The 12,816-nt window shown below is 43.8% G+C and carries 10 protein-coding genes and 2 pseudogenes; all 12 read right to left on the bottom strand.

Annotation, left to right across the window (positions count from 1 at the left end; translation table 11 throughout):
* Window positions 1-159: 159 nt before the first annotated feature.
* Window positions 160-282: pseudogene (locus tag EYS05_RS18180) on the bottom strand (helix-turn-helix transcriptional regulator); the annotation flags it as partial.
* 141 nt (window positions 283-423) lie between these two features.
* A complete protein-coding gene (locus EYS05_RS07930) occupies window positions 424-786 on the bottom strand; it encodes a DUF3221 domain-containing protein (protein WP_118626269.1) in 363 nt (120 codons plus the stop codon).
* Between the two features lie 355 nt (window positions 787-1,141).
* Window positions 1,142-2,335: an elongation factor Tu gene (gene tuf, locus EYS05_RS07925; RefSeq protein ID WP_118515188.1), complete on the bottom strand. Its 1,194-nt coding sequence runs from the start codon at window positions 2,333-2,335 to the stop codon at window positions 1,142-1,144.
* Between the two features lie 125 nt (window positions 2,336-2,460).
* Entirely contained in the window at window positions 2,461-4,527 is a 2,067-nt protein-coding gene (fusA, locus tag EYS05_RS07920; protein ID WP_118515261.1) for an elongation factor G, read from the bottom strand.
* 75 nt (window positions 4,528-4,602) lie between these two features.
* Window positions 4,603-5,073: a 30S ribosomal protein S7 gene (gene rpsG / locus EYS05_RS07915; protein ID WP_207660371.1), complete on the bottom strand. Its 471-nt coding sequence runs from the start codon at window positions 5,071-5,073 to the stop codon at window positions 4,603-4,605.
* A 229-nt stretch (window positions 5,074-5,302) separates the two neighbouring features.
* The gene (gene rpsL, locus EYS05_RS07910; protein ID WP_015526360.1) at window positions 5,303-5,722 is read right to left on the bottom strand and encodes a 30S ribosomal protein S12; all 420 of its coding nucleotides are present in this window, start codon (window positions 5,720-5,722) and stop codon (window positions 5,303-5,305) included.
* A gap of 228 nt (window positions 5,723-5,950) precedes the next feature.
* Window positions 5,951-6,640 (bottom strand): flavodoxin family protein, encoded by a 690-nt coding sequence (locus tag EYS05_RS07905; protein ID WP_118515190.1) that lies wholly within the window; start codon window positions 6,638-6,640, stop codon window positions 5,951-5,953.
* 81 nt (window positions 6,641-6,721) lie between these two features.
* Complete coding sequence (locus EYS05_RS07900) at window positions 6,722-7,321, bottom strand: hypothetical protein (protein WP_118626273.1); 600 nt, start codon at window positions 7,319-7,321, stop codon at window positions 6,722-6,724.
* Between the two features lie 83 nt (window positions 7,322-7,404).
* Complete coding sequence (locus EYS05_RS07895) at window positions 7,405-9,945, bottom strand: YfhO family protein (protein WP_158293322.1); 2,541 nt, start codon at window positions 9,943-9,945, stop codon at window positions 7,405-7,407.
* 524 nt (window positions 9,946-10,469) lie between these two features.
* Window positions 10,470-10,874: an ACT domain-containing protein gene (locus EYS05_RS07890; RefSeq protein ID WP_022426578.1), complete on the bottom strand. Its 405-nt coding sequence runs from the start codon at window positions 10,872-10,874 to the stop codon at window positions 10,470-10,472.
* Between the two features lie 152 nt (window positions 10,875-11,026).
* Window positions 11,027-11,182, bottom strand: a pseudogene (locus tag EYS05_RS07885) (sporulation transcriptional regulator SpoIIID); the annotation flags it as partial.
* Window positions 11,169-12,704 (bottom strand): recombinase family protein, encoded by a 1,536-nt coding sequence (locus EYS05_RS07880; RefSeq protein WP_025577897.1) that lies wholly within the window; start codon window positions 12,702-12,704, stop codon window positions 11,169-11,171. The pseudogene EYS05_RS07885 and the gene EYS05_RS07880, both read right to left, overlap by 14 nt.
* Window positions 12,705-12,816: the final 112 nt, after the last annotated feature.

The raw sequence follows: 12,816 nt of genomic DNA, 5'->3' as shown, positions 1-12,816 counted from the left end.
AATATATTTATCATTTTACAGCTTTTTTATGTGTACTGCAATTTTATAAAAGAAAGGACAGCAGTATCATCAAATTGCTGTCCTTGCGGTTTATTATAGCTGGTAGTGTATAAGCGTGGGTTCATCATATTTGGTGTGGTATCTTTAACTATGGGAAACTCCGGTTTCCCATCTGGATACGGTCCTTCCAGAGACATTTAATATTTCTGCCAACTGCTCCTGTGTAATGCCTTTTTCTTTGCGAAGTTTTTTTTAAAAATTCCCGATTTTTACTTGGTCCACCTCAACTCCTCCTTTCATCATCAAATATAGAATCTGTTATCTGCAAATAACACGACACAAAGCGAGAAATGTCGTATTTTCACTAATAGACACAGTTGTCTATGCGTTTTTTATTTTTTCAATTATACAAACTGGAATTAGTCAGCCTTTGTTGTTCTCTGTTCTGTCATCAGGAGTTTTCAATGTAATGGCATAAACTGTCCCCACTTTTAATGGGTCTGTCTCCATAACATTTCCGTCGTGATATACAACAATTTCGTCACCAACAGAAAGGTTGGTATAACTGTCCTTGTTTTCTACACTCAAAGATATTGACCACCTTGACCCATTCGGATACCCATCTGCTGTATCAGAGTACATTATGACATAATCGTTATGCACCTCTTCTACAATACCCGTTACACTTGGTTTGTTCTCAATAATATAATTCATACTCTTGGTGTTGCAACCGCCCAGACCAAACACACAAACCAATGCTAGAACCAATGCTATCAACTTTTTCATAAAATCACACTCCTTTAGACTTCACAGTTGAAGAAATCTTACAATTTTTTTGTGCGGAAACCTTCTTCCTGCGGTATGTATCCGCATATCCTCTTCCTTTATTCTCGCCTAGATATATTCCAGATCTCCACAGTACGGTGTTCCTGCCAGATACCATTCCCTTGCCAATATGCGAAGAAAATAAAATTCTTCACATACCTGCCTGTTTTAATTTATTCGCTATTCTTTATAGCTGTATTCAAATCTTTCACATAACAGAAAAACCCCGGAAACCTTGCGGTTCCGGGGTATCTTACGTTTGGACACAATGTACCTTGCGGTACTCTATTTATAAAATTAAGATGTTATGCTAAAATTACTCGATGATTGTAGCAACACGTCCTGATCCTACAGTACGTCCACCCTCGCGGATAGCGAATGTAAGACCCTGGCTCATAGCGATCGGATGAATCAGCTCGATTGTCATCTCGATGTTATCTCCAGGCATGCACATCTCTGTTCCCTCTGGAAGGTTGCAAACACCTGTTACGTCTGTTGTTCTGAAGTAGAACTGCGGACGATAGTTGTTGAAGAATGGTGTATGACGGCCACCCTCGTCTTTAGTCAGAACGTAAACCTGAGCTGTGAATTTTGTATGGCATGTAAGTGTTCCTGGTTTAGCAAGAACCTGTCCACGCTCGATCTCGTTTCTCTGAACACCACGAAGAAGTGCTCCGATGTTATCACCAGCCTGAGCCTCATCAAGAAGTTTACGGAACATCTCGATACCAGTTACAACAACTTTACGAGTCTCTTCTTTGATACCAACGATCTCAACCTCATCAGATACGTGAAGAACACCAGCCTCAACTCTACCAGTTGCAACTGTACCACGTCCTGTGATAGAGAATACATCCTCTACAGGCATAACGAACGGCTTATCTGTGTCACGCTGTGGGTCTGGAATGTAGCTGTCAACAGCATCCATAAGCTCCATGATCTTGTCGCCCCACTCGCTGCTCGGATCCTCAAGTGCTTTAAGAGCAGAACCCTGGATAACCGGGATGTCATCTCCTGGGAAGTCATACTCGGAAAGAAGCTCACGGATCTCCATCTCTACGAGCTCAAGAAGCTCCTCATCGTCTACCATATCACATTTGTTCATGAATACAACGATGTAAGGAACACCTACCTGACGGGAAAGAAGGATATGCTCTTTAGTCTGAGCCATAACACCGTCTGTAGCAGCAACAACAAGGATAGCACCATCCATCTGAGCTGCACCTGTGATCATGTTCTTAACGTAGTCAGCATGTCCTGGGCAGTCAACGTGTGCATAGTGTCTATGCTCTGTCTCATACTCAACGTGTGCTGTAGAAATTGTGATACCACGCTCTCTTTCCTCTGGAGCTTTATCGATATTAGCGAAATCTGTAGCTGTGTTTCCTGCTACTCTCTCAGACAGAACTTTTGTGATAGCTGCTGTTAAAGTTGTTTTACCATGGTCAACGTGTCCGATGGTACCAATGTTACAATGCGGTTTTGTTCTCTCAAACTTAGCCTTTGCCATTTTAAAATGTCCTCCTTAAAAAACTTGACTCTGTATTCAGAGCATTTTTTCAGATTTAAACTTGCTAACCTTGATTATATTGCAAACCAAGGTTATTTGCAAGCATTTTATTATTTTATAGTAGATCAGTCCTTCTTAGAAAGGATCTTCTCCTGTACAGACTTCGGAACCTGCTCATATTTCTCGAAGAACATAGAGTAGTTACCACGTCCCTGTGTTCTGGAACGAAGGTCTGTAGCATATCCGAACATCTCGGAAAGCGGAACATATCCACGGATCATCTTACCGCCGCCGATATCTTCCATACCCTCGATACGTCCACGACGGGAGTTGATATCACCGATAACGTCACCCATGTAATCCTCTGGTGTAGTAACTTCGACCTTCATGATTGGCTCAAGAAGTACCGGAGCTGCTTTCTGCATAGCATCCTTAAATGCAAGAGAACCTGCAATGTGGAATGCCATCTCAGAAGAATCGACTTCATGGTAAGAACCGTCGTATACATTAGCATGTACACCAACTACCGGGAATCCTCCGAGGATACCAGCTTTCATAGCTTCCTCGATACCTTCGCCAACTGCCGGGATGTATTCCTTCGGAATAGCACCACCAACAACTGTGGACTCGAACTTGTACAGCTCTTCTCCGTTGGCATCCATAGGCTCGAATTTAACTTTACAGTGACCATACTGTCCACGACCACCAGACTGTTTTGCATACTTGCTGTCTACATCAACAGGTTTGGTGATTGTCTCTTTGTAAGCAACCTGAGGTGCACCTACGTTAGCCTCAACCTTGAACTCACGAAGAAGACGGTCAACGATGATATCCAGGTGAAGCTCACCCATACCAGCGATAATGGTCTGTCCTGTTTCCTGATCTGTATGAGCACGGAATGTCGGGTCCTCCTCAGCAAGCTTAGCAAGTGCCTCACCAAGTTTGCCCTGTCCAGCTTTTGTCTTAGGCTCGATAGCGAGCTCGATAACTGGCTCCGGGAACTCCATGGACTCAAGGATTACCGGATGCTGCTCGTCACAGATTGTATCACCTGTTGTAGTGAATTTGAATCCGATCGCTGCAGCGATATCTCCGGAGTAAACTTTGTCCAGCTCCATACGTTTGTTAGCGTGCATCTGAAGGATACGTCCAACACGCTCTTTTTTATCTTTTGTGGCATTCAGTACATAAGAACCGGAGTTCATTGTTCCTGAATAAACACGGAAATAAGCAAGTTTTCCTACGAATGGGTCAGTCATGATCTTGAATGCAAGAGCGGAGAACGGCTCATCATCAGATGAATGTCTCTCAACTTCGTTGCCGTCAAGGTCAACGCCCTTGATAGCCGGGATATCTGTAGGAGCCGGCATGTACTCAAGGATTGCATCCAGAAGTTTCTGAACACCTTTGTTTCTGTAAGCGGAACCGCAGCAAACCGGTACTGCTGTACACTCACATGTAGCTTTTCTGAGGACAGCTTTCAGTCTGTCTACAGAAGGCTCATCTCCCTCAAGATACTCCATCATGAGGTCATCATCCAGCTCGCAGATCTTCTCGACCAGCTCTGTATGATAAAGTTCTGCATCTTCCTGCATATCCTCCGGGATATCAACGATAGAGATATCGTCGCCCTTGTCATCATTGTAGATGTATGCTTTCATCTCGAAAAGGTCGATGATTCCTTTGAAGTCATCCTCTTTTCCGATTGGAAGCTGAAGGCAGATAGCATTTTTACCAAGACGAGTCTTGATCTGCTCTACTGCACCGTAGAAGTTTGCACCAAGGATATCCATCTTGTTGATGAATGCCATACGAGGTACATTGTAGGTATCAGCCTGACGCCATACGTTCTCTGACTGCGGCTCAACACCACCCTTAGCACAGAAAACGCCGACAGCACCATCAAGTACACGAAGGGAACGCTCAACCTCAACAGTGAAGTCTACGTGTCCTGGTGTATCAATGATGTTGATACGATGCTCAAGAGCACCTGGCTTTGGTTTGCAGTTCTCCTCAAGAGTCCAGTGACATGTTGTAGCAGCGGATGTGATTGTGATACCACGCTCCTGCTCCTGCTCCATCCAGTCCATTGTTGCTGTACCTTCATGAGTATCACCGATCTTGTAGTTAACACCTGTATAATAAAGAATACGCTCTGTAAGAGTTGTTTTACCAGCATCGATATGCGCCATGATACCGATATTTCTGGTTCTCTCTAACGGATATTCTCTTCCTTCTTTTCCAGCCAATGAATTTTCCTCCTCGAATTAGAAGCGATAGTGAGCAAATGCTTTATTTGCCTCAGCCATCTTATGCATGTCTTCTTTTCTCTTAACGGATGCACCTGTGTTGTTCATTGCGTCCAGAAGCTCATTAGCCAGTCTTTCTTCCATTGTCTTCTCGCCTCTCTTACGTGAGAACATTGTAAGCCAACGAAGAGCAAGTGCCTGACGTCTGTCTGCTCTTACCTCGATCGGAACCTGATAAGTAGCACCACCGATACGTCTTGCTTTTACCTCGAGAACTGGCATGATGTTGTTCATAGCCTCTTCAAATACTTCAATTGCTGGTTTACCAGCTTTTTCCTCTACTCTGGCGAATGCACCGTATACAATTTTCTGAGCAACACCTTTCTTACCGTCTAACATGATGTTATTGATAAGTTTGGTAACCACTTTGTTATTGTACATCGGGTCAGCCAGAACGTCTCTTTTCTGAGTATGTCCTTTACGTGGCACGTTACTTCCCTCCTTAATCATATTGATTATATCATCGGTACTCACGCAGTAAAACTATTGCATGTTCGCACTGGTAAGGTCCTATATTTAACCCGCAACCGACAGGGTATATGGAATACCGTACAAATCCTTATAGTCTTCCGCTGTAATACATTAGATGAATAATATCTTTGTAATCCTCCTGATTATCTGCAATCAGGAAGCGGTGTAGATTTCTGATCTACAAAAATTATTTTTTAACTTTAGGTCTCTTAGCTCCGTATTTGGAACGAGCCTGTTTTCTGTTAGCGACACCTGCGGTATCAAGAGTACCTCTGATGATGTGGTATCTTGTACCAGGTAAGTCCTTAACTCTTCCTCCACGGATAAGAACAACGCTATGCTCCTGAAGGTTGTGACCCTCTCCTGGAATATAACTTGTTACCTCGATACCGTTGGAAAGACGAACTCTGGCGATCTTTCTAAGAGCTGAGTTAGGCTTTTTAGGAGTAGCTGTTTTAACAGCAGTACAAACACCACGTTTCTGTGGAGCAGCCTGATCAACTGCTTTCTTTCTTAAAGAGTTGTATGTTTTCTGCAGAGCCGGTGCTGTAGATTTCTTAACAGCTGTCTGACGGCCCTTTCTTACTAACTGGTTGAATGTTGGCATTCCATTTCACCTCCCGATTTATTTCTCCATGGGCTTTCCCATGGGGCCTTGCGGTTGCTATTTACAAATTACGGCATGCGAAAATATAACGTTTCATTCGCACGCTTGCTCATTATAGACCGTAAATACAGAGCTTGTCAAGGTGTTTTATAAAGAATTTTTGCTGATTTTACAGGGGTTTTACACGGTTTTCTCCATAGATGTCACAACCCTGCGAAAATGACGGTTTTACCTCCAGGGTCTGGCCTTTTCTGTCCACCCGTGTTCCTTCCAGTAAGCCACATCCACTTCATTCCATCCACTTTTTACAAGCTTACGCATCACCTCGAAATATGTTTTGGTCTTCAACACCGGTTTTACATGGCCATAGTTCTTACGGATTTTTTCTGCCAGCTTATCGGTCGCTTTCTCAATCTCCGCCATCTTTTCCGGAGAAATTGATTTATAATTTATGGCATGAACGGCAGTACCGTACCTGTATATCTTTCCCATTCCCCAGAAAAACATACTGTCTGCCATATCTTTGTTGGTCCATTTCGTTCCGGCACCTGCTGCGGTAGAAATACAGACTCCCTGTTTGGAAAACATATCCGGGTTTGGCCTGTGCAGCATCCATCGGTAGCCATAGTGATCCAGCCATGCTTTCATGGAACCGGTACAGTGATAAACATATACCGGACTTGTAAGAATGATCACATCTGCGCTGTCAATGGCATCTGTCAGCGGTTTCAGTTCTTTATAATATGGGCAAAGCTTCTCATCCTTCACAATACACTGGTTACATCCAATGCAGAAATGCCCGAAATCTTTTGGCAGAAAAAACTCTGTCACTTCTCCACCCAGCTTGTCTGCCAGCATTTTTCCTATATGATAAGTAGAACCTTTATGGTTCTGCCCATGCACCATTGTGATCTTCATAAATCCCATCCCCCATTTTTACAGCTCCGTCATCTCTATCCTGCCTGATCACGATCTCTTTACAACGATCCTCTGTAACTTTCAGTTTCTCTCCACGGATATATTCCCGGAAACTGTCCTTAAAAGAGACGCCGCTCCGAAAATCTCCGCATTCTCTTCCGTATATCCTTCTTCTTTTTCCATCCAGCGGTCCACGATCTTCTGGGCTTCCTTCAGCCTTCCTCCTGCGATCCAGGTATAGATCAGCGCCGTTGCAGCTGTAGGATCATCTTCATCCTGCAGGTACCATTCCCGGCAGAAATCACCGGCCTCTTCTTTTTTGTCCAGGGACAGCATCGATGACGCCAGACGAAATCTCAGATCCGCCGGAGCTTCCTCTTTCCACGCAAAAAGATCCAGAAGCTTTCTGCAGACTTTTTCCATCTGAGCCTGGTCCTCTTCCTGTTCCAGTGTTTCCAGATAATCATTGATCCATATTTTCAGATCAAAAGAAAACCCTTCCATGCCGCTGAGGCAAAAAAGCTCCGGTGCAAAATTGTGCTTTTCCCTGCGTCCGCTCTCAACGATTTTCATCAAAGTATCAAACGCCTGATTCCACGCCGTCACATCTCCATCATCCCGCACCATACTTTCGTAAGACTGTATCATCTGCGCTTCCAGTTTTTTCCACAGTTTTTCCATGGCTTTTCCTTTCTGTACTGCAGCATCTCCTGCAGGTTCAAAGCCGCCGGCTCCCGCAAGCCGGAAACGGCCTTTTTATCCGGTTATGGCCTCCGCTCCTTCCTGGAAGTATAGCACGTCTTTTTCCGCCTTTCCACTACAATCTGGGAAATTCCCAGGATCATAACCATTAATATAGAAAGAACTGCTCCCTGTTTTAATCCCGGGGTGCTATATCTCATAACGATCTCATGACTGCCTTTGGAAAGCTTTATGCCTGTAAGTCCCTGAATACTTACTGCCTGTACTTTTTTTCCATCCACAAATATCTGCATATCCGGATCATAAAAGCTTCGTATCAGCAATATCCCATCCTGTTTCACAGATATACTGCCTTTCCCGTCGGAAAGATCTGTCTGCTGGGACGAAAGCTTCCGGTAGATCTCATCCAGATCCGATTCCTGATAGGTTCCCAGAACTGCCTCTTCCATGCCACAGTCTGCCGTTACCCGCACTGTGGTATCCGACTGACAGGTTCCAAGATCCAGAAAATTATTGTTCCAGTAATCCGATGTCTGGCTCTGCCCGTTAATGGTCACATTCTCCGGCTCCGTCCCCGGAATATAGAGATATCCATGCTCTCCTTTTTTCAACCGCACTGTAAAAACCGCTCTTCCGGCCAGCAGGGAATCTGAATTTATCGTCTGCATTTTGTACAGTCTTTTTCCCACGATCCCGCTGAGAAGCCGGTTTTGCACTTCCAGCGGATCCGTTCCTTCCATGGCATAATCCGCTACAGAATTGTTTATCATATATGCCCCTTTCAATGCCCGGGGATTCTCATACAGATCAAAGGATGCACTTTCGCCGATCTTTTCATATGCCGTATGCAGCGTTCTTGTATTTCTACAAAGAAGATACCGGATTCCCAGCAGCATGTCCATCACCTCGGTAGCTCCCGCATACTGATAACGATTTTCCAGATTTTCAAATCCCATGTTTCGGACAAAATCCCACATTTCTTCTGTATTCGTGGAAGAATACATGGAGATTCCGTTCAGCTGGTACAGCATTTCCTCATTTCGAACAAGGGGATTTACAATGGCCGACCGGTAGTTTACCTGATCCGCCCCTGTCTTTTTCATAAGACTGGTCACTTCCCTGTCACTTTCCGCATAAACATCACGGTTGGCAGTTCCGTTGTCTGTGATACTGAAAACACCATGGATTCCGGTTTCCGCAAGTATCATTACGGCCAGGACCAGAGATACGATCTTCCTGATTTCCACACGTCCCAACGGATGTGACGGAAGTTTTCCACAAAGAAAACTGCCCGTCCACACCGGAAGAAAAAATGCCGCGATCACTCCGTCTGTAAGAAGGGTTCCCAGCCCTTTTCCGCTTTTCAGCCCTACAACAGTACAAAATATCTCTGCCAGGATAAATCCTGCCAAAATCCTCTTCCCGCTTTCCTTCTCCAGTTTTCCCCAGGCATCACAGCTTATTTTCAAAAGCAGAAAGATGAGAATAAACGCAAAACGATTGGGAATCCCCACCGGTTTGTGCATTCCGTGAAACAACAGATTCAGCGCTGTGATATGAAAGCCTGCAAAATACAGAAGAGCCATTGCCCCTAACATGATCTTTTCTGTCCTGCGGATCTCTTTGTTCAGGAAATAGATTCCTGCAAAAAGAAGCACCGCACATCCGCAGTAAAGGTTTACATCTCCCTGCTCCCCGGATTTTACAAAAGACATGGAATCTTCCATCAATGCGCCAAGCTGTTTCCAGATATCTCCGTAGACACCCTGAAGGCCGGTTCCCGCTTCTGCCGCAGCCGGTGTCCGGGATACTGCAACGATTCCCGGGATCAGCGTGATTCCTGCAAGGCCGGCTCCGCCAATGGAGGCTCCGGCAAATTTCAGCAGAGAATGTGGGATCTTCTCCGGGCGTTTCTCCTTTTCCAGAATAATCATTTGTACCACATAATACAGCGCCGCAAAGGTGCACAGCATAAATCCCATGTAATAGCTTGTCAGGATACCATACCCCAGCACCAGACAATACCCTCTCCATTTTCCGGTATGCACCAGCTGTTCAATAAGATATGCAAGCACCGGAAGAAGCATGATACAGTCCAGCCACATCACATTGCTGTAATATCCCATCAGAAAATTGGACAGTGCATACATACACCCCACAGAAACTGCCATGCAGTCTTTACCCGGATATTTTTTCCCGGAATACCATGCCATGGATACGCTGCAAAGCCCTGCCTTGATCAGGATCACCGCAGTGACAGCCTCGTTTACATACATGAATTTCATAAACAGCAGTACCAGGAAGCTGAACGGACTGCAGAGATAATAGCAAAACAATCCATAAAAATTATATCCCATGGCATGTGCGGACCAGGTCCAGCCCGCTCCCTTTCCAAGCTGCTCTGAAAGTTCCCTGTAAAAGGCTGTATACTGATGGACTCCATCTACCACCAGCGCCGAATTTTCTCCAAAAGGATAAACACCCTTCAGTGCAAAACCCAGCGTAAAGATCAGCACCGGAAACAGAAATGCCAGGAGATAGATTCCCCCTCTGTTTCCCCTTTTTTTATTTTTTTCCGCTTTCTGTATTCTTATTGGTCTCATTTCATTTCCTCGTCTGTCTGCAGTAGCTTCAGGCATTTCTTTTTCGTTGTTTTTTCTGATCCTCTGTATTCTGTAAATCGAACATCTGCGTCTTACTTTATCACATGCTCATAAACCTGAGCATTTTTACAAAACATATCATAACATGTTTCCTACTGTATCATGTTTTTGTGAAATTACTGCGAATTTTTTCAGAGTAAAAGAAAAAAGCTGCCACATCCTTGGAGACACAGAAACTCCGCCGATGTAACAGCTTCTTTCTGAAGGAATCTGTGTACGCTGATCCACAGATTTCTTCATGGGTGTAATTATTAACTTTATGTGATGAGTTTTTTAGTTCCCGGCCTGTATGATACGGATATTCACATATCCTGAGGTGGCTGTTTACAGGTTAAGAACTATTATGGATATATGATAGCATGGCCATATACATTTGTAAAATTGATATTTCATGTTTATAATATAGAATATTTTAATATTTATCAAACGGATAAAAGCCTCTACCACACGGTAAAATCCTGTTTTTATAAAACGGTATAGCCTCTGGATTTCAGGCAGGATCTCACTTCCATGATATCCTCGGTATGGAATACCATGATCGGCTTGCCGGAATCACGGTTAAAGGAGAGGTACAGATAATCCACGCTCACATTACTGTCCTTCAGTGTAAGAAGCAGATCATTCAGATTTCCAGTCTTATCCTCAACCTCCACTCCGATCACCTCGATCACGTGGCAGAGATATCCGGCAGCGATCAGAGCCTCCATTGCCTTATCCGGCTCCGAAACTACCATTCGTACGATTCCGTACTCTGCGCTGTCATTGGTTACAGAGCCCAGAATGTTGATATCCTCATCCTTCAGGATACCGGTAATGTTCTGCATAACACCCTTTTTATTTTCTGCATAGATGGATAACTGTTTCAGCATGATAAAATCCTCTCTTTCCTATGTGCTGTATTTTGCTATTTCTATCGTATGATAAATCTTCGCACATCTTATCAGGTATGTCAACCAAAGCAAGCCGGATAATAACACAGACATTCATATTTTATGATCAGCATTTAATCCGGACCGCCTGTTCATCGGATATGAGCATGGAGATATTTTTCCCGGGTAGCGATACCTCCCCGGATATGTCGCTCCTGCTTGTTTACATCCAGTACCTTGCGAACTTCTATGGCCAGAGCCGGATTGATCACTTTCAGACGTTCTGCGCAATCCTTATGTTTGGTTGTCACTAATTAGAACGGTTTCATCTAAGCCTAAATCACCGAAGATTCGTAAGTAAATATCTACGTTACCATCCTTGTCTACTTCAATTTTCTGGATAATCCGTTTAAGCTGTGCATTGGTCATCTGGTGAACATCGGAAATATCTTCAATCTCTTTAAACGTGCGATTCAAGATTGTTTCCAGTTGTTCACCTTTTGTCAGGTGATAAGCAACCATTTTCAACTCATTCTCCAGACGCTCGATTTCCTGTTTTGTGCCGCCGATTTTTTCATTCAGTTCCTCACGTGTAATGAGGTCATCGGTGTACATATCCATGTATTTCTGACGCATTTTTTTAAGCTTGTGAAGCTGTGCGTTCAATTCCTTTTCGTAATTCAGGTTCTCATCCTTGGCTTTGTAAACCCTCTGGAATTCGCCTGTTACGTGACGAATTACATTTTTCTTTGCTTTCAGCAGCTCGGAAAAGTATTCGGACAGAACTTCAATCAACTCTTCCTCGTCCACTGTCTGAGCATTCGGGCAGCTATCCGCCCCACGTCCATTATGACCGGAACATACCCAGCGAATATAAGTATTCTTATAAGTACGAACAGTTCGTCGAAATGACCAGCCACATTCCTTACATTTAATCAGAGTAGAAAACAAATACTTATTGCTCTGCCGTTCCTTTGTTAATTTAAAAGTCTTGCTTCTGCACTCCAAAATCTCCTGTGCCTTTTCATACATTTCCGGCTCAATAATCCGCAGTTCCGGACGTTCTGTTACCATCCACTCCGTCTCGTCTTTTTCCGTTCTCTGTCCAGTCAGGAAGTCAGCTACTTCCTGCTTGCCGTTGATAATTTTTCCGGTATAAAGTTCATTCGTTAAAATCCGGCACGTCGCATTCTGGCTCCACTGACAATTACGCTTTGTTCGGATACCTTTCGCATTCAGCATGTTTGCAATCTTGGCGGCACCATATCCTTCTTCGATATACCATTTATAAATCTGCCTGATAACAGCTGCTTCTTCCTCGTTGATTGCCAAATTAAAGTAATCTCCAATGGTTTTATCATATCCGTACACAATATTCGGAACTCGTCCTTTTTCAGCATTCATTTTCTTGCCGAATTTCACACGCTTTGAAGTATTGGCACTTTCTTCCTGCGCCAATGCACCGAAGATTGTCAGAACAAATTCACTGTTTCCCATGCTGGTCATGTTGGCCGTCAAAAACTGTGTCTCGATTCCTAATGCTTTCAGTTTGCGGACATTCTGCAGAAGGTCTACAGTATTTCTGGCAAAGCGAGAGATGTCCTTTACTACTACCATATCAAATAGTCCATGTTCAGCATCAGCCATCATGCGTAAAAATTCTTTTCGATTTTTTATTTTCGTGCCTGAAATACCCTCATCTGCATATAATCTAACTAAGTTGTCACCAGTACGCTGGGTGTACTCAGAGAAAAATTGCTTTTGAGCTTCCAGACTGTTGAGCTGGTCGGCTTTATCAGTGGAGACACGGCAGTAAGCTGCTATATTCATATTCAGTGCCTTTCTGTTATATTTAAGTCGTTCTGTTACAACTTTATTATAGCAAAACAAGTAAAAAAAGCAAGAGATAACTTTCACATTTTCCCTTGCCTTTAACCTTATA

Origin of the sequence: Blautia sp. SC05B48 (assembly GCF_005848555.1) — a bacterium.
Classification (GTDB): domain Bacteria; phylum Bacillota; class Clostridia; order Lachnospirales; family Lachnospiraceae; genus Blautia_A.
Note: the sequence above shows the minus strand (reverse complement) of the source record. Positions and strands in the feature narration are given on the sequence as shown.

Bases quoted from the DNA above. Each gene is read 5' to 3' on its own strand.
- EYS05_RS07930 (WP_118626269.1), bottom strand. From the start codon at position 786: ATGAAAAAGTTGATAGCATTGGTTCTAGCATTGGTTTGTGTGTTTGGT.
- tuf (WP_118515188.1), bottom strand. From the start codon at position 2,335: ATGGCAAAGGCTAAGTTTGAGAGAACAAAACCGCATTGTAACATTGGT.
- fusA (WP_118515261.1), bottom strand. From the start codon at position 4,527: ATGGCGCATATCGATGCTGGTAAAACAACTCTTACAGAGCGTATTCTT.
- rpsL (WP_015526360.1), bottom strand. From the start codon at position 5,722: ATGCCAACATTCAACCAGTTAGTAAGAAAGGGCCGTCAGACAGCTGTT.
- EYS05_RS07905 (WP_118515190.1), bottom strand. From the start codon at position 6,640: ATGAAGATCACAATGGTGCATGGGCAGAACCATAAAGGTTCTACTTAT.
- EYS05_RS07900 (WP_118626273.1), bottom strand. From the start codon at position 7,321: ATGGAAAAACTGTGGAAAAAACTGGAAGCGCAGATGATACAGTCTTAC.
- EYS05_RS07895 (WP_158293322.1), bottom strand. From the start codon at position 9,945: ATGAGACCAATAAGAATACAGAAAGCGGAAAAAAATAAAAAAAGGGGA.
- EYS05_RS07890 (WP_022426578.1), bottom strand. From the start codon at position 10,874: ATGCTGAAACAGTTATCCATCTATGCAGAAAATAAAAAGGGTGTTATG.
- EYS05_RS07880 (WP_025577897.1), bottom strand. From the start codon at position 12,704: ATGAATATAGCAGCTTACTGCCGTGTCTCCACTGATAAAGCCGACCAG.